The following is a 21697-nucleotide window of genomic DNA, read 5'->3' as shown; positions in this document are numbered from 1 at the left end:
CCCGCGCCGCGCGGGGCGGGCGGGGGTCGGGGCGGGTTCCCGGGGCCGTTCCGGGTCAGGGGGAGCCGAGGGACTCCACCAGCAGGGCCAGGCGCTCCACCTCGGCCGGGTCCTCACCGGAGGCGTAGGTGCGGTCGGAGGTGAGGGCGCTGACCGAGACCGCGCCCTCCGCCAGGAGTGCCGTGCTGTCGGCGTCCTCCTTGGTCTCCGGGAGGCACCCCGGTGTGTCCGGCCCGCAGACGGTCACGCCGAGTTCGTAGCCGTCCTCGCCGGTGAACTCGGGGACCAGGACGGTTCCGGTGCCCGCCTCGGTCCACCGGACGTCGGGGGCGGGCTCCCCGTCCGCGGAGTGCGGGTGGTTGACGTTGACCAGGTACTCGCTGGTGAGCAGATCGGCCCCGCGCAGGCGCGCGAGCAGGTCGGCGGCGAACGCGGCCGTGGCGGAGTAGGTCTCGGGGGTGACCACGAGGTCCTCGTCGACGGAGGCGCTCACGGCGAGGGCCGGCACGCCGGCCAACTGCCCCGCGAGGGCCGCCCCGACCGTGCCGGAGTTGGGGATCTGGGTGGCCACGTTGGGACCCGAGTTGACGCCGGAGACCACGACGTCGGGTGCCTCGCTCCAGCCGACCAGCTCCCGCAGGCCGTGGTGGAGCGCGAAGGTGACGGAGTCGACGGGTGTGGCGCTGGGCGAGTCCTCCCCGCAGGGGCCGTCCTCGACGCAGACACCGTGGACCGCTCCCCCGCCGGGGGCGTCGGCGCAGTCGTCGGCGTACTCGTCGGGCGGGCCGGAGGGGCTTCCCAGCCCGAACGAGCCGCTGTGCGAGACGGCGCTGCCCATACCGGACTGGTAGTCCCACGGGGCGAAGACCACCACGTCCGCTCCGGCCGCGCACAGTGCCGACCGCAGTGCGTACAGGCCCAGGCCGTCCGACCCGTCCTCCTCGGCGGCCCGCACGGAGTCGTCGTTGGCCAGGAGCACCCGCAGACCGTCGAGGGTGGCGGGGGCGAAGTCCGCGCCCGCGCCTCGGTCGGACGTCCCGTCGGTGGCGGTGTCGGGAGCGGAGCAGGCGGCGAGCAGCGGCAGTGCCAGGACGGCGGCGGCGCGGCGGATCACGGCGGTCACAGCCAGCCCTCCAGTGAGGCGAGGAAGGCCGGGTAGTCGTCACGGTGGATGCAGTGGCCCGCGCCCCCGACGGTGCGGACGGTGAACCCGCGCCCGGCCAGCAGACGGGCGCCGTCCTCGTCCACGGTGAAGCTCGGGTCGGCGAGCTGGACCAGGGAGGGGACCGCGGCGGTCGCGGGCATGCGGTCCTTCGCGGAGGCTTCGGCGATGACGTCGAAGAAGTCCGGGTCGAAGGCGGCGAAGCCGGCGAGTTCCGCCCTGACGTCGGCGTCGCTCCAGCGCGGGTTCATCGCGCGCACGCTCTCCTCGGTGGCCTGGACGACCATGCGGCGCATGGCGCCGAGGGCGGCCGCCGAGGCCCCGGCGAACCGGAACGCCGGGTCGGAGTAGACCGCGCGTGCCGGGCGCAGCCGGTCGACGGCCAGGGAGAGGGCGAGGCCGCCCATGGAGTGGCCCACGGCCAGGTCCGCGCCGGTCGGCAGGGTGTCGACGAGGTCCTGGCCGAGCGCCGCGACGGAGTAGTCGCCGCGGGGGCTGCTCCCGTGGCCGCGCAGGTCGACGCCGACCACCCGGTAGCCGCGGGCGGCCAGGTCGGCTGCGAGGGCGTGCCAGGTGCCGTGGTCGGACATGGCGCCGTGGACGAGTAGGGCGGTCCGGTCGCCGTCACCGGTCACGTGGGTGGCGAGTCTCAAGGGGTCCTCCTCTGGGGTGGGTCGGGAGCGGGGCTGGCGCGGACCGGGAACGGGGTCGGCCCGGGCGGGTGGGCGGGGTCAGCGGACACCGCGGACGAAGACGATGGCCAGCGCGCCGAGGAGGCCGACGGCCGATCCGACCAGGAACAGCGATCCGTAGCCGCCCAGGTGCAGGATGATCGCCGAGGCGATGAACGGGGCGACGATCTGCGGTCCGGCGGCGGCGATGTTGAGGACGCCCATGTCTCGGGCCGCGTCGGCGTCGCTGGGCAGGACGAGGGTGGCCAGGGCGGTGTCCACGGCCATGAAGCAGCCGAAGGCGCTGCCGTTGACCACGGCGAACACGAGCATGCCGGTCCAGGTCGGCGTGAGGAAGGGGATGAGCATCGCCAGCGCGGAGACGACCCCGGAGACCAGGGCGAAGAGCTTGCGGCGGTCGAGGCGGTCGGAGAGGGGTCCGCCCACGGCGGTGGTGAGGACGGTGCCCGCGGCGGTCACCAGGGTGAGCACGGTGACGGCGGCGGCGGGTTCCAGGCCCTCGGGCAGGGCGACGAAGTAGTCGAGGATGTAGAGCTGGAAGCCGAAGATGAGGAAGTAGCCGAGGAAGAGCAGCGCCCGGCCGGTGAAGACGAGGGCGAAGTCGCGGTGGGCCAGCGCGGACAGGAAGCGCCCCGCCGAGGCGAGGGGGTGGGTCCTCCGGGCGGGGCCGCGCTCGGGCAGCTCGTCGCCTCTGGGGTCGTGGGTGGTCGCGGCGACCAGGACGGCCGCGGCGACGACGATGCCGCCGAGCACGATGTAGCCGAGCGGGAGCCGGGCGGTGAAGAGGGCGGCCAGGCCGGTGCCCAGGACCCCGGCCGCGGAGAGCGCGATGCCCATGGCGGCGGCCGCGGTGCCGCGCCGGTCGTGGGGCACGCGGTCGGGGATGATCGCGGTGAGCGCCGCGTGGTGCAGGTTCATGGCGCCCTGGGCCAGGCACCAGCCGATCACCATCATCAGCAGCGAGTCGGCGTAGCCCAGGACGAACACGAGGGCGAAGGCGGCGAGCGCGCCGCCGATGAGCCAGGGGTTGCGGCGGCCCCAGCGTGTGCGGGTGCGGTCGGAGAGCGCTCCGCCGACCGGGTTGAACACGGTACCGAAGACGGCGGCGATCCCGGCGACCAGGCCGAGGTTGGCGACGGCGGCCTCCTCGTCGCCGGGGGTGAGCCCCTGGACCTGGAGGGGGAGCAGGACCGCCCCGATGCCGAGGTAGAAGGCGTAGACGGCGAGGTTGCCCGCCCCGAGCAGCGGGATGAGGCGGCCGAGACCGCGCCGTCCGGACGTGGGCGCGTGGCCGGGGGCTGGGGCTGGGGCTGGGGCTGGGGCTGCTTCCGGAGCGTCCGGCCTGGGGGAGGGGTGCTCGGACATGTGATCTCCCTGGCGTGAACCTGTGTGATGGAGAAACGCCTGTTCAGGCATCGGTTACGCGTTTAAGCTAGGTTACGCGTTTAACCTTGTCAATGGGTTCGTCATCAGGAGTTCACACGCGCCGGTCCACGCCCGGGACCTCCCTTGGGCACCGGCCCCGACAGGCAGGCAGGATAGGGTCATGACTTCGATCCGCCCCCGACCCGCGACCATCACCGACATCGCCAGGCGCGCGGGTGTGTCGACCGCGACCGTGTCGTACGTCCTCAACGACGCACCGGGGGCCCGCATCCCGGAGGCGACGCGCAAGCGGGTGCGGTCCGTGGCCGACGAACTGGGCTACGTCCCGCACGCCAGCGCGCGGTCGCTGCGCACGGGCACCAGCGACCTGGTCCTGCACGTCCAGATGGACGTGGTCCAGGGGCCGCTGGCGTCGCGGTTCCTGCACGACCTCTCACACGGCCTGCGCGAGCTGGGCTACACACTCCTCCAGTACGGGGCCGAGCGCAGCCGGGGGGTGAAGGCGGCACGCGCCTGGGCGGCCATGCGGCCCTCCGCCGTCGTGGCCGGGGACGACCGCCTCACCCCCGCCGGGGTGGAGCTGCTGCGCAAGGCCGACATCCACGTGTTCGCGGTGGGCACTCCCCCGGAGCGGGCCAAGGAACTGGGCGTGTCCACGCTGACGATGGACCACCGCGGGCTGGGCGAGTGCGCCGGGGAGCACCTGCTCGGACGGGGCCACCGCGACATCGCCGTCGTCGTACCGCGCGAGGACACCCTGCGCCAGATGGGCGAGGGGCGGCTGGCCGGGGTGCGCTCGGCGGTGGAGCGGGCCGGGTCCGGCGCGTCCGTACGGCGCCACGAGATGGACTGGACGCCGGAGAGCGCGGCGGAGCTGGTCGGAACGTGGGTGGAGGAGGGGCTGCCCGACGGCGTGTTCGGCTACAACGACGAGTTCAGCGGACTCCTGCTCGGCGCCCTGCTGGACGCGGGCGTGCGGGTGCCCGAGCGGGTCGGGCTGGTGGGCGCGGACGACGTCATGCTGTGCCGGATGCTCCGGCCCCGGCTCACCAGCGTGCGGCTGGAGTCCGAGGAGCCCGGGGCCACGGCGCGGCGGATCGTCGAGGCGCTCCGGGAGCACACGGCGGTGCACCTGTCCCCGTGGACGCCGGTCCTGGTGGAGCGGGAGACCTAGGCGTGCCCTGCCCGGCCGGTCGGGCAGGGCAGGGCACGGGAACGGCTACCGCAGCTCGACGGGGGCGGACAGTCGCGTGTCCCGGTACGAACGGCCGACGAGCAGCTCGTAGGCACCGGCGACGTACTCCCACTCGTCGGCGTCGGACGCCCACGTGCGGATCGCCTCCCGGGGAACGGTGACGACGGCCTCGGCGGTCGCCCCGGCGGCCGCGCGCACGGTCGCGAACCCGGCCAGCACGCGCGCGGGGCGGTCCCCCGGCTCGCGCGGGGCCAGGTAGACCTGCACGACCTCGTCGCCGTCGCGCTCCCCGGTGTTGGTCACGCGGACCCGCACCGTGGCGAGGGTGTCCCCGTCGGCGCCGGGGTCGACCTGCTGGACGTCGACACCGTCGTAGCGCCACTGCGTGTAGGACAGTCCGTGCCCGAAGCAGAACGCCGGGGCCCTCCCCGCGCGCTCCCAGCCCCGGTAGCCGACGAACACGCCCTCCGCGTACTCCAGGGTGCCGTCCTCGGGCACCACGTCCAGCACCGGGACGTCCTCCTTCGCGGCCGGCCAGGTCGTGGGCAGGCGCCCGGACGGGTCGCGGTGCCCGAGCAGGACGTCGGCGAGCGCCCCGCCGAGCTCCTGGCCCCCGAACCAGGTGAGCAGGATCGCGGAGACGTCCTCGCGCCAGGGCATCTCCACGGGGGAACCGGCGTTCACCACGACCACGGTCCGGTCGTTGACCTGGGCGACCCGGGCGACGAGCTCGTCCTGGCGCCCGGGCAGCCGCAGGTCGGAGCGGTCGAAGCCCTCCGACTCGACCTCGGCGGTCGTGGCCGCCAGGACGACGGCCACGTCGGCGTCGCGCGCGGCCTCGACGGCCTCCTCGATGAGCACGTCGTCGTCGGCCATCGGCCCGCGGTGGGTGAGGGTGAACCCGATGAACGCGAAGTCCCCCATGCCCAGGTCCTGGTGGGTCTTGACCACGCTCAGGCGGACGTCCCGCCCCTCGGTGAGCGTGACCGGGACGGTGGTCGTGGGCGGGTCGAACATCGCCGCGGCCGGGTCGTCGCCCTCGAAGTGGAGCTCGCCGTCGAAGAGGACCTTTCCGTCGACGCTGAGGACGTAGCGCCCGGCACCCGAGATGCCGAGCAGGTGCTCCCCGGTCGCCTTCGGGGTGAGGGTCCCGCCCACCTCGACGCGGTCCAGTCCGGCGTTGGTCACGCCGTCGGGAAGCTCGCCGATCCACCGGGCGGTGCCGTCGGGCAGGGCCTCGGTGGCCAGCACCCGCCCGTCGGCGGCCAGGAAGGCGGCGGTCATGGCCGCGTCGACGGCGGGCAGGTTGGCGCGCGGGTCGGCGCCCACCGCGTAGGTGAGTTCCACGCCGTCGGGCAGGGCGGCGCGCAACCCCTCCAACGGGGTGACCGTGCGCTCGGCGAACACGCTGGCGCTGCCGCCGCCGCTGGTCCGGGCCTCGGAGGCGGCCAGCCCGACGAGCGCGATCCGGCCGGTCCGGGCCGGGTCGACGGGCAGGGCGGCGCGCTCGTTGCGCAGCAGTACGAAGGACCGGGTGGCGACCTCCCGCGCGACGGCGCGCCCGTCGAGGCCGGACGGCCGGTCACCGGGGGCCACGACGGGGTCGGCGCCCTCCAGCAGGCCCACGCGGGCGGCGAGCAGCAGCACCCGCCGGGCGAGGGCGTCCACGGCATCCTCGGGGACCCGGCCGTCGCGGACCGCGTCGACGAGGTGCTGTCCGTAGACCGTGTTGGGACCGGGCATGGCGACGTCGAGCCCGGCCAGGCAGTCGCGGACGGTGTCGCGGGCGGCCGTCCAGTCCGAGACGACGAAGCCGTCGAAGCCCCACTCGTCGCGCAGCACCGTGTTGAGGTCGAGGTGCTCGGTCATGGTGGTGCCGTTGACCTTGTTGTAGGCGGCCATGACGCCCCAGGGGCGCGCCCGGGCGACGATGCGCTCGAAGGGGGCGAGGTAGATCTCGCGCAGGGTGCGCTCCTCGGCGCGGACGTCGACGGTGAAGCGGTCGGTCTCGGAGTCGTTGGCGACGAAGTGCTTGACGGTGGTGCCGACCCCGCCCTCCTGGACGCCCAGGACGTAGGCGGCCCCGATCTCACCGGTGAGGTAGGGGTCCTCGGAGAAGGTCTCGAAGTGGCGCCCGCCCAGCGGGGAGCGGTGCATGTTGACCGCGGGGGCGAGCAGGACGTGGACGCCCTTGCGGCGTGCCTCCTGGGCCAGCAGGTGCCCGGCGGTGCGGACGAGGTCGCGGTCCCAGGTGGCGGCGATGGCGGTGGGGCTGGGGAGCTGGACGGAGGGGTCGTCGGGGGTCCAGCGCTCGCCGCGCACCCCGACGGGCCCGTCGGACATGACGAGGCGGCCGAGCCCGATGTCGGGGTTGGCGGCGATGGCCCACATGGAGTCGCCGGACAGCAGACGGACCTTGGCGTCGAGGTCGAGGGCGGCCAGGGCGGCGTCCACCCGCCGTTCGCGGGCCAGGTCGGCGTCGGTCGGTGCGGTCATGTCGCTCCCAGGGGTGGGTCGGGGGACGCGGAAGGAATTGACCTACCGGTCATTCGGGAAAACACTGACCTCAGGTTAAACGCATAATCATCTCGTGTGAAGCACCCCCGCGTAGCCTTGCTGCGATGAGCGAGCAGGAACCCACCCCACCGGACGCCCCGGCCCCGGGCGCACCCGCGCGCAGGGGGCGCGGACGCCCGCGCGCCACGGAGCGCCGGGACCAGATCCTCGACGCCGCGCTCGCGGAGTTCGCCGAGTCCGGCTTCCGGGGGGCGTCCCTGGCCGCCGTGGCACGCAGGGTCGGACTGAGCCAGCAGGGCCTGCTCCACCACTTCGCCAGCAAGGAGGCCCTGCTGGTCGCCGTGCTCGACCGGCGCGACGAGGTCGACCTCCGCGAACTGGACGGACTCGGCGGGGCCGCCGTGCCCACCGAGCTCGCCGAGCGCAACACGCGGCGCCCCGACGTGGTCCGGCTGCACACGCTGCTCACCGCCGAGGGCCTGACCGGCGACCATCCGGCCGCCGCCTACGTCCGCGACCGCTACACCCGCGTACGGGAGAGGGTCGCGGGCACGCTGCGCGCCGAGCACGGCGACCGGCTCCCGGGCGGGGCGACCCCCGACCAGGCCGCCGCACTGCTCACCGCAGCCATGGACGGCCTCCAGATCCAGTGGCTGTACGATCCGGATTCCGTGGACATGCCGGATCTGATGGGACTCCTCACCGATGTCCTGCGTGGCGCGCCCACGGACCCCGCACCGCACTGACACCATGGAGGGCCATGGACGCCCTCGTTCTCGTACTCGTGCTCCTGGTCGGTCTGGCCGTCGGTGTGGCGGTGGGCTGGGCCCTGGCCCGCGGCCGCACGGCCGAGGAACGCGCCGACGCCCGCGCGGCGCGGGAACGCGCCGCCTACGTCGAGGAACAGCTGGCCGACCGCTTCCGCGCACTGTCCGCCCAGGCCCTGGACCAGACCAACCAGCGCTTCCTCGAACTCGCCGAGGGGCGTCTGCGGGCGGTCAGCGCCGAGGCCGGAGGCGACCTGGACGAGCGACGCCGCGCGGTCGAGCGCATGGTGGAGCCCCTGACCGCCACGCTGAACCGGGTGGAGACCCAGCTGCGGGAGGCGGACGCGGGCCGGGCCGCCGCCCACGCGGAGCTGGCCAGGCAGGTGGAGTTGGTGCGCGAGGGCTCCGATCGGCTGAGGGACCAGACGCGGTCCCTGGTGACCGCGCTGCGGCGTCCGGAGGCGCGCGGCCGGTGGGGCGAGCTGCAGCTGCGCAGGGTCGCCGAACTGGCCGGGATGGCCGCGCGCTGCGACTTCGACGAGCAGGCGAGCACCCGCGACGGAGCGCTGCGCCCGGACATGGTGGTGCGCCTGGCGGGCGGCAAGAACATCGTCGTGGACGCCAAGGTGCCGCTGGCGGCCTACCTGGACGCGGTGGAGACCGAGGACGAGGAGGTCTCGGCGGAGCGGCTGCGCGCCCACGCCAGGCAGTTGCGCACGCACGTGGGCCAGCTGGCGGCGAAGTCGTACTGGGCGGCCTTCGCGCCCGCGCCCGAGTTCGTGGTGCTGTTCGTCCCCGGAGAGGCCTTCCTCGCCCCCGCGCTGGAGCACGACCCGGGCCTGCTGGAGCACGCGATGACGCGGCGGGTGCACATCGCCACCCCCACGACGCTGATCTCCCTGCTGCGGACCGCGCAGTACGCGTGGCAGCAGCAGGCCCTGAGCGAGAACGCCCGGGAGGTCTTCGAACTCGGCAAGCTGCTGCACGGCCGGCTGTCCACGCTGGGCGGGCACGTGGAGGGCCTGGGCAGGGCGCTGACCCGCACGGTGAGCGCCTACAACCAGACGGTGGGCTCCCTGGAGAGCCGGGTCCTGGTGACCGCCCGCCGCTTCCGCGACCTCGGACTGGTGGACACGGACCTGGAGCGGCCGTCGGGGGTGGAGGAGCGCCCCCGCACCGTGGCCGCCCCCGAGATGACCTCCCCGGAGCTGGCCGAACCCGACATGTCCTCCGAAATGTTGCGGGAGGCCGCCGTGGTGGACGGAATTCGGCACGCGGATAACGCCACGCATGACCGGACCCAAATGGATCGCGGGGGTACCGTGCACTGAGCCGGGTCCCGAAACACGGCGGAACCATCACGCCCCAACCCGGTGTCCAACGGGCTGGAAGACGTGTTCGTCGCGGAAGGGGCAAGCAGCCGAAATGACGACACGATCCAAGGAAAAGTCACCGAAGTCTCACGTGAAGTGACACACTGAACACCGTGAGTAACACACTTGGGAGGCGCACGGTCATGCCCCCGCGGAAGGCGGACGGTCCGAGGCCCGGACACGCACCGCACTCCGTACGGCCCCGCGGCCGCGGACGGGACGTCCCTCGCGCCACGAAGTCCACCCGTACGGATCCACCACCGAAGGCACCCGCCCGGCGAGCGCCCCGCCTGACCGGCAGGGGCGGCGTACTGCTCATCTGCGTACTCAGCTTCGCCGGGACCATGATCGCGCACTGGACGTCCGCCCCGGCGGCCCCGGGCCTGGCCTTCACCACGGCGTGCCTGGTCACGGCGTCCCTGGTCCGACCGGGCGACCTGCTGTCGCTGTCGGTGAGTCCGCCCATCGCCTACTTCGCCGCCGTGACCGTCGCCGAGTGCCTGATCGCGCTGGGCACCGAGGGCTTCGCCCGCGTCGTCCTGCTGGGACTGGCCGCGCGCCTGGCCGAGGTGGCCCCCTGGCTGTTCCTGGGCACGGCCCTGGTCCTGGTGATCGGAGTCTTCCGGGGGCTGCCCGGCAACATCCGCGAGCTGGGCGACGACCTCAACGGCCGCCGCTAGGGCACGCGGGGCGGAACGCTCGGACTCCCGGGGACGGGCCCCTAGAAGGGGGCGTCGTCGTCCTCGGCGGCCTCACCCCGACGCTCGTCCATGGCGGCGGCCAGCTTCGCGCGGGCCCCTTCCAACCACTGCTCGCACACGCGGGCCAGCTCCTCGCCGCGCTCCCACAGCGCGAGGGAGTCCTTGAGGCTGAGACCGCCGGACTCCAGCCGGCGGACGACGCTGTTCAGCTCCTCCCGGCTCTCCTCGTAGCTGAGTTCGGGCCCGGTGTCCGCGGCGCCCGCGTCGTTGCCCCGTTCCGCCATGGCTACTCCCCCTCTGTGGTGTGGTCGGTGTCGTCGGTGTGGACCTCGTCCACGGTCGCCGTCAGGCTGTCCCCGGCGAAGCGCACACGCAGGGACTCCCCCACGTCCGGCTCGCCCGCCGAGCGCACCACCGCCCCGTCCGCGCGCTGCACGATGGCGTAGCCGCGGGCCAGGGTGGTGGCCGGGGACAGGGCGTGCAGACGGGCGCGGGTGTGCGCGAGGCCGTCCCCCTCCCTGTCCAGGGACGCGGTCAGGCTCCGGCGCGCGCGGTCGCGCAGCTCCAGGACCTGCTCGGTGAGGCGGTCCACCTCCCGCACGGGGCTGGCCAGCGCGGGGCGCGAGCGGATGGCCGCCAGCCAGGCGAGCTCCCGCTCCACCCCGCCCCGGATCACCCGGCGGCCGCGGTCGCGCAGCTGGCGCACGATCTCCAACTGCTCCCCCACGTCGGGGACGGTCCGCTTGGCGGCGTCGGTGGGCGTGGAGGCGCGCAGGTCGGCCACGTGGTCGAGCAGGGGCGCGTCCTGCTCGTGTCCGATCGCGCTCACCACGGGTGTGCCCGCGGCGGCGACCGCCCGGACCAGCGCCTCGTCGGAGAAGGGCAGGAGGTCCTCCAGGGAGCCGCCGCCGCGCGCGATGACGATGACGTCGACGTCCGGGTGCGAGTCGAGGTCCTTCAGCGCCTCCATGACCTCGCGGACGGCGCGGTCGCCCTGGACCGCGACCGGACGGACCTCGAAGCGCACGGCGGGCCAGCGGCGGCGGCCGTTCTCCAACACGTCCCGTTCGGCCGCGGAGTCACGGCCGCAGATGAGGCCGACGGTGTTGGGCAGGAACGGCAGCGGTCGCTTGCGGTCGGCGGAGAACAGGCCCTCGGCGGACAGCGTGCGGCGCAGCTGGTCCAGCCGGGCCAGGAGCTCGCCCAGGCCGACGTGGCGGATCTCCAGCGCCCGCAGCGAGAAGGTGCCGCGCACCTCGTAGAAGTCGGGTTTGGCGTGGACGACGACGCGCGCCCCGGCCTCGGGAGGCGGGCTCTGGGCGTCCAGGACCGCGGTCTGGCACACGACGCGCACGGACACGTTGGCGACGGGGTCGCGCAGCGTCATGTACGCCATGCGACCGCGCCGGTTGAGCTCGGCGATCTGACCCTCGACCCAGATCCGGCCCAGTCGGTTGATCCAGCCGCCGACGGCGCCCAGGACCACGCGTACCGGCTGCGGCGCCTCGGCGGAACTCTCCATCCCCATACCGACCGACCCTACGGGAGGCCACCGACAACCTGGCACGACGCGGCCCCGGACGCGACGGAGGCAGAGTTGACGACATGGAAAGTGAACGGCTATGTTTCCATCATGGAAACTGAACCTGCCGTCCCCCGCCCCACCCCCGAGGAGGCCGCGGCCGCGCTGCGCGAGGCGGAGTCCGCGCGGGAGTCGACCCGGGCCGTGAAGGTGCCCGCCTGGTACTACCCGGTGCTCGGACTGGTCATCGCCCCCTACGGACTGCTGTTCGTCATCCCCCGCGACGGGTGGTGGCTCGCGGCGTACCTGCTCGGCCTGGCCGCGTTCCTCACCGCGACCCTGGTGCTGATGCGGGTCGGCGTGAACCAGATGGGGGTGTTCCGGTGGCTGACCCTCCGGGAGTTGCGGCCGATCGCGGTCTGGTCCCTGTTCCCGGTCATCGGCGGGATCGGGCTGTACCTGGTGCACGGCACCCCGTGGGCCTGGGTCGCCACGACGGCGGGCCTGGGCGTCGCGGTCGCCCTGTTCGGGCCCTACCACCGCCGCACCAGCCCCTACTACCGCGGGAACGGGAACGCTTGAGCACCACCGGACAGGACGGTTTCGACCCGACGATCCACGCCCCCCAGCGGCTGCGGATCTGCGCGATGCTCGACGCCGTCGAGCGGGTCGAGTTCGCGACCGTCCAGGGACAGCTGAAGGTGAGCGCGTCGGTCCTCAGCAAGCACGTGAGCGTCCTGATGGACAGGGGCTTCCTGCACCAGACCCGCGCCACCCGGGACCGGCGGCAGCGCGTGTGGCTCTCCCTGACCGAGGAGGGCAGGACGGCCTACCGCGCCCATGTGGCCGCGCTGAGGGCGATCACGGGCGCCTGACCGCGCCCCGGGCGGGGCCGCCGGACCGAGGGGGCGGCCCCGGGACACCGGGGTCGGTCACTCGCCGGACTCCAGCTTGGCGATGCGGTTGTCGTACATGCGGATGAACTCCGGCCGGCCCTCGTGCGCGACCTCGTAGGCGCGCAGGTCGCGCACCTGGGCCACGGTGAGCTTGCGCAGGCGGGCGCGGATCGACGGCAGCGTGAGGTCGTCGTAGGTGGGCACGGCGAGATCGTCCGCCGAGGGGGCGGCGTCCTTGCGGACCTTCTCCAGGACCGCGTCACTGGCGACCTCGGTGTGCGCCTCGGCGACCGCGATCTCCTCGGCGATCTGCGCGCCCTCCTCCCCGAGGTCGACCGTGGCGGGAACGGCGGACTCCGGTTGGGCCTCCTCCGGCTTCTCGGCCTTCTCAGGGGTCTCGGCCTTCTCGGCGTCCCCGGCCTTCTCCACCTCCGCGGTCTCGGTGGCCTCGGGCTTCTCCGCCTCCGCGGTCTCGGTGGCCTCCGGCTTCTCGGCCTTCTCAGGGGTCTCGGCCTTCTCGGCGTCCCCGGCCTTCTCCGCCTCCGCGGTCTCGGTGGTGGTCTCGACGGCCTCGGTCTTCTCGGGGGCCGCACTCCGCGGCTGCGCGGACTCGTCCGCCTGGGGGGAACCGGTGGCGGACACGGGCTCCTTGCGCCCGAAGATCCCCTTGACCAGGGTCAGCAGCTTCGTGGCGACGGTCGGATTCGACATAGGACGGGGGCTCCTGATGCTCTCGGCGGGTGGGCCAGCGGCGCGCGTCCAGCAAACCAGGCAAGGCCGAGTTGGGGCGAACCGCCTATCTACAAGATGCGATGGTGAACCAGGATAGAGGAGGGTCGATCAGCATGAGCAGGCGATAAGTGAACGATTTCGCCACGTCGCGGCCGAACCCGACACACTCCGCCACGCACCCGTGACACCCCGGACCGGTCCCGCGGCCCCCGGTGCCTTCGGACACACACGCCGCGGGGACCGCACAGGGCACCTAGGATGGGGTGCATGACTGCGACGACGACTGCGACGACCCAACGCCGTGTCCTGCTCGCCAACCCCCGGGGATACTGCGCCGGTGTCGACCGCGCGGTCATCACCGTCGAGAAGGCCCTGGAGCAGTACGGCGCGCCGATCTACGTGCGCAAGCAGATCGTGCACAACACCCACGTGGTACGCACGCTGGAGGAGCGCGGAGCGATCTTCGTGGAGGAGACCGAGGAGGTGCCCGAGGGCGCCATCGTCGTCTTCTCCGCCCACGGCGTGTCCCCGGCCGTCCACGAGCAGGCCGAGCGGCGCCAGCTCAAGACGATCGACGCCACCTGCCCGCTCGTGACCAAGGTCCACAAGGAGGCCAAGCGCTTCGCGTCCGAGGACCGGGACATCATCCTCATCGGCCACATCGGCCATGAGGAGGTCGAGGGGACCAGCGGTGAGGCCCCCGAGCACATCCAGATCGTGGAGAGCCCGGACGAGGTCGGCAAGGTCCGGGTCCGGGACCCCGACAACGTCTCCTGGCTGTCGCAGACCACCCTGTCCGTCGACGAGACCACCCAGACCGTGGACGCGCTGCGCGAGCGGTTCCCGAACCTGCTGGACCCGCCCAGCGACGACATCTGCTACGCCACCTCCAACCGCCAGGACGCCGTCAAGGCCATGGCCCCCGAGTGCGAACTGGTCATCGTGGTCGGCTCCGACAACTCGTCGAACTCGGTCCGCCTGGTCGAGGTCGCCCTCGACGCGGGTGCGGACGCCGCCCACCTCATCGACAACGCCTCGCTCATGGACGACGCCTGGTTGGAGGGTGTGACCACGGTCGGCGTGACCAGCGGCGCGTCCGTGCCGGACATCCTGGTGCGCGAACTGCTCGACAAGCTGTCCGGCCACGGCTACGGCACGGTGACCCCGGTGACCACCGCCGACGAGACGCTGACCTTCTCGCTCCCCAAGGAGCTGCGCCGCGACCTGCGCGCCGAGTAGGAGGTCCCGGAACCACCGACGGCCCCCGCCTGATCCGGCGGGGGCCGTCGCCGTGTTCGGGCGGGCGCGTACCGGGCCCGCGCCTACGCGTCCGCTGAGCCCTCCTCGGAAGCGGCTCCGCTCTCCGGATCCTGATCCGCGCCGTCCTCCCCGGCGCCCTCCTCCCCGTCCTCGGGGCCGACGCCGGTGTCGGCGCTCTCGTCCGTCTCCAGGCCCTCGGCCAGGTGGGCGAGTTCGTCCAGGTCGGCGCTGCCCGCCACGACCAGGGTCACGCCCTCCTCACGCAGGACGAGCGCTCCCCAGTCCGGCGACTCGTAGTGGTCCCACTCGCGTCCGCCCACGGCGACCGTGCCGACCTCCTCGGCGCCGCGGACGTGCTCGCGCACGACCGCTCCCGGGTCGGCGTCGCTCTGGATGAACCGGGCGTGGCTGTCGGCCGCGGTGGCGAAGCCGACGCTCCACTCGACCGGGCCCGTCACGTCGAGGGTCGAACTGGTCGGCGTCCACCCCTGTTCGGGAAGCTCCTCCGCCGGAAGGGTCACCGGATAGTCGGCCGCCTCGCGCAGGACGTCGGCGTCCGGCCGGTAGTTCACCGACGGGATGTGCTCCCCGGACCGGGTGGAGACCACGAACGCCATCACCAGCAGGATGCCGACGACGATCCCCAGTGAGATGGCGTAGTTGACGAAGGTCGCGTTGGACCGGCTGTGCTCACTCATGACCCCATCAAGCTTGCCGCAGGTCCGGGAGCCCTCCGACCCGGGGTGGGTCCAGTGCGCCGGATCTCATCCCCGGCGCCCCGGCTCCAACTGGGTGAGCACCCGGGTGATGTCGTCGGCGAGCCGGCGCGCGTCCGCGTCGTCGCGGCGGACCACCTCGGCCACGGCGAGCAGCATCGCGCCGCTCACCACGATCAGCAGCGCCTCGTCCACCGGCTCGTCGGCCTTGCGGAACAGCGCCACGTTGCGGTCGGTCCACTGCGTGAGCCGGGCCCGCAGCTGGTAGTCGAAACCGGGCGGGCCGTCGCCGCTGAAGAACAGCCGCGCCGTGTCCCTCTCCTCGATGCAGCCCAGGAGGTAGGCGCGCGCGGCGAGGTTCATCAGCCGTGTGGGATCACTCTCACCCTGCGCGCGTGCGTCGACGACCGCCTGGTGGGTGCGCTCCTGCTGCCGCTGCTGGAACTCCTCGTACAGCGCGAGGTAGAGGTCCGCCTTGCCCGTGAAGTGGTGGTACAGGCTGCCGACGCTGGCACCCGCGACGGTCACGACCTCGCTCACCCCCGCCTTCGCGAAGCCGACGGTACGGAAGACCTGGGACGCCGCCCTGAGCAGGGCGCTGCGGGTGGCGGCTCCGCGGGGGGACACCCGCGCGGGCTTGTCCGTCTTGTCCACTGTCATGCCCTCACTCCCGTCCGGATCCCGCCAGGGTAGACGGTACCGGCCGCGTCGCGGGAGCGGCGGTCACGTGCGGCGCACCCACAGCAGCCGGGGATCACGTCGGGTGACTACCCTAAGGGGCGAAGCCCCGCCCCGATCCCTGATGGAAGGTGTCATCCCATGTCGCAGGCCAGCAGCTCGCCCGCGCCCTCCTCCACCCCGGACCGCAACCTGGCGCTCGAGCTCGTCCGCGTCACCGAGACCGCCGCCCTGGCCGCCGCCCGCTGGGTCGGCAAGGGCGACAAGATCGGTGCCGACGGTGCGGCCGTGCGCGGCATGCGGCACATGATCAGCACCGTGTCGATGAACGGGACCGTGGTCATCGGCGAGGGCGAGAAGGACGAGGCCCCCATGCTCTTCAACGGTGAGCGGGTCGGTGACGGCGGCGGCCAGGAGTGGGACGTCGCGGTCGACCCGATCGACGGCACCACCCTCACCGCCATGGGCATGCCCAACGCGATCGCCGTGATCGCGGCCAGCCCGCGGAACACCATGTTCGACCCGTCCGCGGTGTTCTACATGGAGAAGCTCGCCGCCGGGCCCGAGGCCGCCGACGCCGTGGACATCGCCGCCCCGGTCGGTGACAACATCCGCGCCGTCGCCCGGGCCAAGGGCAAGGCCCCACAGGACGTCACGGTGGTCATCCTGGACCGCCCCCGCCACAAGCAGATCGTCCAGGACGTGCGGGACGCGGGCGCGCGGATCAAGTTCATCCGCGACGGTGACGTGGCGGGCGCGATCATGGCGGCCCGCGCCGGAACCGGTGTGGACCTGCTGCTCGGCATCGGCGGCACCCCGGAGGGCATCATCACCGCCTGCGCGATGAAGTGCCTGGGCGGCGTCATCCAGGGGCGCCTGTGGCCGAAGGACGAGCAGGAGCGCCAGAAGGCCCTCGACGCCGGCCACGACCTCGACCGCGTGCTGCTCACCGACGACCTCGTCTCCTCCGACGACGTGTTCTTCGCCGCCACCGGCATCACCGACGGAGAGCTCGTCGGCGGGGTGCGCTACGAGTCCTCCCGCGTCATCACCGACTCGCTGGTCATGCGCGGCCGCAGTGGTACGGTCCGGCAGGTGCTCAGCGAGCACCGGCTGAGCAAGCTGTCCGCCTACAGCGGTGTGGACCTCACGTCCGCCCCCTGACAGCTGCCGCACCGGCCACCGGCCCGCCCCGCTCGGGGCGGGCCCGCCGCTGTGTACAGCAACCGTCACACAGCAAACACGAAGACGACGGGAACCGTGACGGGGTGCGCGCGCATCAGATCCCCCAGTGCGGCCGCACACCGAGTTTCCCCTCATCGGAGGTCCGATGTCCTACCCCGATCCCCCGCAGCAGCCCCAGTGGCAGCCGCCCCGGCCCGGGCAGCCCGCACCGGGCTTCCCGCCGCCCCAGGGCGGCGTACCCGGTCAGCCCCCGTACCCGGGCGGCGGTATGCCCGGTGGGCCGCCTCCGGGCGGTCCGCCGCCCGGAGGGCGGTACCCGGGCGGCAACTTCTCGGGCGGGCAGATTCCGCCGTCGGGCGGCGGGCGGAACCGCTGGCTGATCCCCTCGGCCATCGCCGTGGCGGGCGTGGTCATGGCGAGCACGGTCTGGGCCACGGTGGCGCTGGTCGACTTCGGCGGTCCGCAGCCGGAGTCCGTCCTGCCCGCGAGCGCGGCGGCCTTCGCCAAGATCGACCTGTCCATCGACGGTTCCCAGGCGATCGAGCTGCTCCGGTTCGTCGACCGGCTCCCGGCCGAGATCACCGAGGAGATGGGTGAACCCGACGGCGACATGACCGAGACCTTCGCGGAGAGCTTCACCGAGATCTTCCCCGACGCCCGCCAGAGCGAGGTCGAGGAGTGGATCGGCCAGCGGGCGGGGGTCGCCGTCTGGCCGTCGGACGCCAACGACGAAGGCGTCTCCGGCGCGTTCGCGCTGGCGGTGACCGACGAGCAGCTGGCCGAGGAGACCCTCTCCGACCTGGACGGGGACGGTATGGCCTACGAGGTCGTGGACGGTTTCGCTCTCCTGTCCGACCCGGACAGCCTGGACGACCTCCAGGACCAGATGGCGGAGTTCGGCCCGCTGGAGCGCGACGACGTGTTCTCCTCCGACATGTCCGACCTGCCCTCCGGCAGTCTGGCCGCGGCCTGGGCCGACGGCGCCGCCCTGACGCGGATCGACGCGTTCACCGAGGGGTACGCCATGGGCTCGTCCTTCGGCAGCGAGGACGTCGAGAGCCTGAGCGGCCGGATGACCGCGTCCGTACGGGTGGACGGCGACTACCTGGAGGCGCGGACGGACTTCTTCGACTTCGAGTTCGAGCAGGCCGACCTGTCGTGGCTCTCGGAGACCCCGGGGGCGGCCGTGGAGGCCATGGGGACCCTGCCCGAGGACACCGTGATCGCGGTGGGCGCCGACGGTCTGGACCAGGCCCTGACCGAGGCCTACGAGAACGACCAGTTGCCGATGAGCAGCGGTGAGCGCACCGAGATCGACCGCGAGTTCAACTCCCTGGGCGTGCCGCTGCCGGAGAGCCTCGGCGGCCTGCTCGGTTCGTCGACCGCGTTCGGGATCACCAGCATCGACCCGGACTCCTTCTTCGGGTCCTCCTACGGGGGCGGCTCCGGTGAGGACTTCGCGTTCGAGTACCGCGCCGTGGGCGGTGACGAGCAGGTGCTCGGCGACCTCGTCGACGGGGTGTTCTCCGACACCTACTCCACACCCCCCGGTGTGAGCAGCGACGGCGACACCGTGCTGGTCTCGCGCGGCACCAGCGGGACGGGCGCGCTGGCCGACGACCCGGTGTTCCAGCAGACCATGCAGGACATGGACGACGCGGTCCTCGCCGGGTTCTTCGACCTGCGACAGGTGGTTCCCGCTGAGGACGTCGCCGATCCCGGCCAGTGGGGCGCGGTGGGTCTGGCCCTGAGCGTCACCGAGGAGGGGCGCCGCAGCAGCCTGGAACTGCGGTGGTCGCCCAGCGCCGGGGAGTAGCCCCCCGGCCGGAGCAGCTGAACGGACGGCGCGGGAGGGGCCCCTCCCGCGCCGTCGGCCTTCCCGGTCCCGACCGCGCCGCCCGCCGGGCCTCAGCTGACGACGCGGCGCCGGAGCTGGTGGACGGCCAGGAACCAGATGAGCACGATGAACACCAGCATCACCGCGACGTGCAGGAGCACGGCACCCGGGGCGATGTCCCCGAACACCGCGCCCCGGATGAGTTCGACCGCGTGGTACAGCGGGTTGGCCATGGCCCCCACCTGCACCCACCCGGGCAGCTCGGTGAGCGGGAAGAACGTCCCCGCCATGAGGAACAGCGGCGTGAACAGCCCGCTGAACACGTAGTCCATCGACCGCACCGACCTGATCACCGCCGAGATCCAGATCCCGAAGAGGGCGAAGGCGAAGCCCGCGACGAAGGCGACGAGCGGCACGAGCAACGCCCAGGGGCCCGGCCTGAGCCCGAAGCAGACCGCCACGAGCAGCGGTACGCAGCCGTAGGTCCCGGAGCGCACCGCCAGCCACAGGGCCTCACCGGTCACCACCTCGCGCACGTCCACGGGGGCGGCGAGGATCCCCTCGTAGGTGTGCTGGAACTTCCGTTTGATGAAGGTGTTGATGACGCCGGGCATCATCGACTGGAACATGACCGACACCGCCACGATGCCGGTGCCGAGGAAGTCGATGTAGTCGTAGCCGGCGAGCGTCCCGACGAGGGCGCCCATACCGAAGCCGAAGGCGAGCAGGTACAGGGTGGGTTCGACCACGGCGGCGAAGGTGGTCGAGCTCCAGGACTCGCGGAAGAGGATCCACTCGCGCGCGACGACGCCCATGACCGCGTCCATCTCGAACCGCCCGGGCCGCGCGTGCGTCTCCGGGCGCGCGTCCGCACGGGTCTGTTCCAGGGTCATTCGAAGGTCTCTCCCGTCAGGGTCACGAACACGTCCTCCAGGTTGCTGGCCCGGCGCTGGGGCTGGCCGAGCCGGTCGCGCAGTGAGTCGGGCAGCTCCTCCGCGCGCAGCACGGACAGGGTGGTGCCGGTACGGCGGGTGGTGAAGCCCTGCCCGTGGATGAGGCGTTCGAGCGCGTCGACACCCTCCGCCCCGGGTGTGTACTCCTCCACGGTCGCCCCCGCGTACTTGGCCACCAGGTCCGCGGGGGTGCCGCGCTCGACCACCCTGCCGCTGGCCATGAGGGCGACCTCGTCGGAGAGGCGTTCGGCCTCCTCGATGTAGTGCGTGGACATCAGGACCGTGACCCCCTGGTCCCGCAGGGCGGAGATGACGCTCCACAGGTCCTGGCGCACCTGGGGGTCGAGGCCGACGGTGGGTTCGTCCATGAGGACGAGTTCGGGGCGGTGCAGCAGGGCGCGGACGATGAGCAGGCGGCGGCGCATCCCCCCGGACAGGTCGTCGACCCGGGTGTCGCCCCGGCCGACGAGCTGGGCCAGGCGCAGGGCGCGGGAGACGGACTCCGCCCGGTGCCGACGCGGGACCCGGTACAGGTACGTGAACATCCTCAGGTTCTGCTCGACGGTGAGCTCCTCGTCGAGGTTGTCGTGCTGGGGGACGACGCCCATGCGGGCACGGGCCCACTTGGACTCGGCCGGGATCCCGTGCCCGAGGATGCGGATCTCGCCCTCGTCGGCCAGGCTCTGCGCGGTGAGCATCCGCATGGTGGTCGACTTGCCCGCCCCGTTGGGGCCGAGGAGACCGAGGACGATGCCCTGGGGGACCTCCAGGTCGAGGCCGTTGACGGCGGTGAGGGAACCGAAGCGCTTGACGACCCCGCGCAGGAGCAGGGCGGGCACGGCCGGGGCGTCCCGGCCGCTCATGGCGGCGCTTCCGGGCGCCCGGCGGCCGGGGAGTGATGTGCTCATGGGCCAACCGTAGGCATCGGGCGGTACCGAGATCCAGCACTTTTCCCCGCCTGTGGACAACCCCGGCCGGAGCGCCGGGCGGCCGGGGCGGCGCCCGCCACCGCACGCCGCCAGCGGAGAAAATCCGTTGCCCCGGCCGACCGGGGATCCTACGATCGACACCCGGTGACGACAGACGACCCCGCGGGCCGAGCCCCGGCGGGACGAGGAACGGTGAGTATGACCCGGACAGCGCCGAGCGCGCCTCACACACGTACGGGCGGTCCGCGTCCCCGGCCCCGTTCGGCCGTCTGACCCGACCCGCCCCGCCGTCGAGAACCGCTCGGCGCTCCTCCTGCTGATGTCCCGAACCGCCCAGCAAGGAGTTCCCGGGTGTCCACCACCGAACCCGACCACACCACCAGTGCCTCCGCGTTCACCTGTGTGCGCTGCGGCCTCACCGTGTCCGCCCTCGATCCCGACGGCACCCCGCGCGACCACTGTCCGAGCTGCCTGAGCTCCAGGCACGTCGTCGAACGGGCGGACGGCGGCGCCCCGCCCTGCGGCGGGCGCATGGCGCCGATCTCGATCGCGGTCCCGCGCGGCGGATCCTGGCTGCTCGTCCACCGCTGCACGCTGTGCGACGAGATGTCCGAGAGCACCGTCCGCGCGGACGACAACCACCTCGTGCTCATGCGGATCGCCGTGCGTCCGCTCGCCGACCCGCCCTTCCCGCTCGACCTGTTCGGGGAGGTGTGACCGTGGGCCGGCGCAACACCGCGCGCGGGCGCCGTCCGCAGCGGCGCAAGTCCGTGACGCACGTCCACGGCGAGTCCGGCCGGGCCCGGGCGTTCCGCTGTACGGGGTGCGGGCTCCAGATCCCGGTCGACGCACCGGGCACCGCGCACCGCAACCACTGCCCGCACTGTCTGACGAGTCTGCACGTGGACGGGCGGGTCCCCGGCGACCGCCGGTCCGACTGCCGGGGACGGATGGCCGCGCTGAGCCTGGCCGCGCGACCGGACGGGGAGTGGCTGCTCGTCCACCGCTGCGTCCGCTGCGGAGAGCTCAGCGCCAACCGTGTGGCGGGGGACGACAACGCCCGCGCCCTGGTCCGGCTCGCGGTCCGCCCCCTGGCGGACGGATCCGTCCCGCGACGGGCCCTCCTCCACCTGTAGGGCGCACGCCCCGGCCCGCTCCGTCCGCCGTGCCGCCCGCCAGGCGGCCCGGCGGACGGG

Annotated in this window: 22 protein-coding genes; 11 read left to right on the top strand and 11 right to left on the bottom strand. The window is 73.1% G+C overall.

Annotation, left to right across the window (positions count from 1 at the left end):
* Positions 1 to 55: 55 nt before the first annotated feature.
* From surE to ACTVAJ_RS08515, 3 genes are all read right to left on the bottom strand, one after another.
* A complete protein-coding gene (surE, locus tag ACTVAJ_RS08525) occupies positions 56 to 1123 on the bottom strand; it encodes a 5'/3'-nucleotidase SurE (protein ID WP_470387529.1) in 1068 nt (355 codons plus the stop codon).
* The gene (locus ACTVAJ_RS08520) at positions 1120 to 1815 is read right to left on the bottom strand and encodes an alpha/beta fold hydrolase (RefSeq protein ID WP_470387528.1); all 696 of its coding nucleotides are present in this window, start codon (positions 1813 to 1815) and stop codon (positions 1120 to 1122) included. Before ACTVAJ_RS08520 ends, surE begins: the two co-directional genes overlap by 4 nt.
* Positions 1816 to 1893: 78 nt before the next feature.
* The gene (locus ACTVAJ_RS08515) at positions 1894 to 3219 is read right to left on the bottom strand and encodes an MFS transporter (RefSeq protein ID WP_470387527.1); all 1326 of its coding nucleotides are present in this window, start codon (positions 3217 to 3219) and stop codon (positions 1894 to 1896) included.
* A gap of 181 nt (positions 3220 to 3400) precedes the next feature.
* Between ACTVAJ_RS08515 and ACTVAJ_RS08510 the strand changes: the two genes are divergently transcribed.
* A complete protein-coding gene (locus ACTVAJ_RS08510) occupies positions 3401 to 4414 on the top strand; it encodes a LacI family DNA-binding transcriptional regulator (protein ID WP_470387526.1) in 1014 nt (337 codons plus the stop codon).
* Positions 4415 to 4459: 45 nt separating this feature from the next.
* Here the strand turns inward: ACTVAJ_RS08510 and ACTVAJ_RS08505 are convergent, their stop codons facing one another.
* Positions 4460 to 6931 carry a beta-glucosidase gene (locus tag ACTVAJ_RS08505; protein WP_470387525.1) on the bottom strand — a complete coding sequence of 824 codons (2472 nt, stop codon included), beginning with the start codon at positions 6929 to 6931 and terminating at the stop codon, positions 4460 to 4462.
* Positions 6932 to 7056: 125 nt separating this feature from the next.
* Between ACTVAJ_RS08505 and ACTVAJ_RS08500 the strand changes: the two genes are divergently transcribed.
* From ACTVAJ_RS08500 to ACTVAJ_RS08490, 3 genes are all read left to right on the top strand, one after another.
* Positions 7057 to 7698 carry a TetR/AcrR family transcriptional regulator gene (locus ACTVAJ_RS08500; RefSeq protein ID WP_470387524.1) on the top strand — a complete coding sequence of 214 codons (642 nt, stop codon included), beginning with the start codon at positions 7057 to 7059 and terminating at the stop codon, positions 7696 to 7698.
* Positions 7699 to 7712: 14 nt separating this feature from the next.
* Positions 7713 to 9050: a DNA recombination protein RmuC gene (locus tag ACTVAJ_RS08495; protein ID WP_470387523.1), complete on the top strand. Its 1338-nt coding sequence runs from the start codon at positions 7713 to 7715 to the stop codon at positions 9048 to 9050.
* Positions 9051 to 9235: 185 nt separating this feature from the next.
* Positions 9236 to 9772, top strand: a complete 537-nt coding sequence (locus tag ACTVAJ_RS08490) for a DUF6542 domain-containing protein (RefSeq protein WP_470387870.1) — start codon at positions 9236 to 9238, stop codon at positions 9770 to 9772.
* 41 nt (positions 9773 to 9813) lie between these two features.
* On the opposite strand, the gene ACTVAJ_RS08485 is transcribed toward ACTVAJ_RS08490, so the two are convergent.
* Together ACTVAJ_RS08485 and xseA are read right to left on the bottom strand one after the other, a co-directional pair.
* Positions 9814 to 10077 (bottom strand): exodeoxyribonuclease VII small subunit, encoded by a 264-nt coding sequence (locus tag ACTVAJ_RS08485; RefSeq protein ID WP_470387522.1) that lies wholly within the window; start codon positions 10075 to 10077, stop codon positions 9814 to 9816.
* 2 nt (positions 10078 to 10079) lie between these two features.
* On the bottom strand, positions 10080 to 11321 hold the full coding sequence (gene xseA, locus ACTVAJ_RS08480) for an exodeoxyribonuclease VII large subunit (protein WP_470387521.1): 1242 nt from the start codon (positions 11319 to 11321) through the stop codon (positions 10080 to 10082).
* 105 nt (positions 11322 to 11426) lie between these two features.
* Here xseA and ACTVAJ_RS08475 point away from each other — a divergent pair, with 105 nt between their 5' ends.
* Together ACTVAJ_RS08475 and ACTVAJ_RS08470 are read left to right on the top strand one after the other, a co-directional pair.
* The gene (locus tag ACTVAJ_RS08475) at positions 11427 to 11897 is read left to right on the top strand and encodes a hypothetical protein (protein ID WP_470387520.1); all 471 of its coding nucleotides are present in this window, start codon (positions 11427 to 11429) and stop codon (positions 11895 to 11897) included.
* Positions 11894 to 12190 carry a transcriptional regulator gene (locus tag ACTVAJ_RS08470; protein ID WP_470387519.1) on the top strand — a complete coding sequence of 99 codons (297 nt, stop codon included), beginning with the start codon at positions 11894 to 11896 and terminating at the stop codon, positions 12188 to 12190. Before ACTVAJ_RS08475 ends, ACTVAJ_RS08470 begins: the two co-directional genes overlap by 4 nt.
* Positions 12191 to 12247: 57 nt before the next feature.
* Here ACTVAJ_RS08470 and ACTVAJ_RS08465 read toward each other — a convergent pair whose 3' ends face one another.
* A complete protein-coding gene (locus ACTVAJ_RS08465) occupies positions 12248 to 12922 on the bottom strand; it encodes a DUF8129 domain-containing protein (RefSeq protein ID WP_470387518.1) in 675 nt (224 codons plus the stop codon).
* 288 nt (positions 12923 to 13210) lie between these two features.
* On the opposite strand from ACTVAJ_RS08465, the gene ACTVAJ_RS08460 reads away from it, so the two are divergent.
* A complete protein-coding gene (locus tag ACTVAJ_RS08460; protein ID WP_470387517.1) occupies positions 13211 to 14182 on the top strand; it encodes a 4-hydroxy-3-methylbut-2-enyl diphosphate reductase in 972 nt (323 codons plus the stop codon).
* 83 nt (positions 14183 to 14265) lie between these two features.
* Here the strand turns inward: ACTVAJ_RS08460 and ACTVAJ_RS08455 are convergent, their stop codons facing one another.
* Both ACTVAJ_RS08455 and ACTVAJ_RS08450 read right to left on the bottom strand, forming a co-directional pair.
* On the bottom strand, positions 14266 to 14901 hold the full coding sequence (locus ACTVAJ_RS08455) for a DUF4245 domain-containing protein (protein ID WP_470387516.1): 636 nt from the start codon (positions 14899 to 14901) through the stop codon (positions 14266 to 14268).
* Positions 14902 to 14967: 66 nt separating this feature from the next.
* Complete coding sequence (locus ACTVAJ_RS08450; RefSeq protein ID WP_470387869.1) at positions 14968 to 15573, bottom strand: TetR/AcrR family transcriptional regulator; 606 nt, start codon at positions 15571 to 15573, stop codon at positions 14968 to 14970.
* Between the two features lie 165 nt (positions 15574 to 15738).
* Between ACTVAJ_RS08450 and glpX the strand changes: the two genes are divergently transcribed.
* On the top strand, positions 15739 to 16761 hold the full coding sequence (glpX, locus tag ACTVAJ_RS08445) for a class II fructose-bisphosphatase (RefSeq protein ID WP_470387515.1): 1023 nt from the start codon (positions 15739 to 15741) through the stop codon (positions 16759 to 16761).
* Positions 16762 to 16927: 166 nt separating this feature from the next.
* Positions 16928 to 18598 (top strand): hypothetical protein, encoded by a 1671-nt coding sequence (locus ACTVAJ_RS08440; RefSeq protein WP_470387514.1) that lies wholly within the window; start codon positions 16928 to 16930, stop codon positions 18596 to 18598.
* Positions 18599 to 18690: 92 nt separating this feature from the next.
* Here ACTVAJ_RS08440 and ACTVAJ_RS08435 read toward each other — a convergent pair whose 3' ends face one another.
* Both ACTVAJ_RS08435 and ACTVAJ_RS08430 read right to left on the bottom strand, forming a co-directional pair.
* Positions 18691 to 19512 (bottom strand): ABC transporter permease, encoded by an 822-nt coding sequence (locus ACTVAJ_RS08435; protein ID WP_470387513.1) that lies wholly within the window; start codon positions 19510 to 19512, stop codon positions 18691 to 18693.
* Entirely contained in the window at positions 19509 to 20435 is a 927-nt protein-coding gene (locus ACTVAJ_RS08430) for an ABC transporter ATP-binding protein (protein WP_470387868.1), read from the bottom strand. The genes ACTVAJ_RS08435 and ACTVAJ_RS08430 overlap by 4 nt, the downstream gene beginning before the upstream one ends.
* A gap of 417 nt (positions 20436 to 20852) precedes the next feature.
* Between ACTVAJ_RS08430 and ACTVAJ_RS08425 the strand changes: the two genes are divergently transcribed.
* Together ACTVAJ_RS08425 and ACTVAJ_RS08420 are read left to right on the top strand one after the other, a co-directional pair.
* Complete coding sequence (locus ACTVAJ_RS08425) at positions 20853 to 21218, top strand: RNHCP domain-containing protein (RefSeq protein WP_470387512.1); 366 nt, start codon at positions 20853 to 20855, stop codon at positions 21216 to 21218.
* Positions 21215 to 21637: an RNHCP domain-containing protein gene (locus ACTVAJ_RS08420; protein WP_470387511.1), complete on the top strand. Its 423-nt coding sequence runs from the start codon at positions 21215 to 21217 to the stop codon at positions 21635 to 21637. The genes ACTVAJ_RS08425 and ACTVAJ_RS08420 overlap by 4 nt, the downstream gene beginning before the upstream one ends.
* The last annotated feature ends 60 nt before the right edge of the window (positions 21638 to 21697 follow it).

It is taken from the genome of Nocardiopsis sp. KDC1DS13DA1, from assembly GCF_055632325.1.
This window is presented reverse-complemented; position numbering and strand designations above follow the sequence as displayed.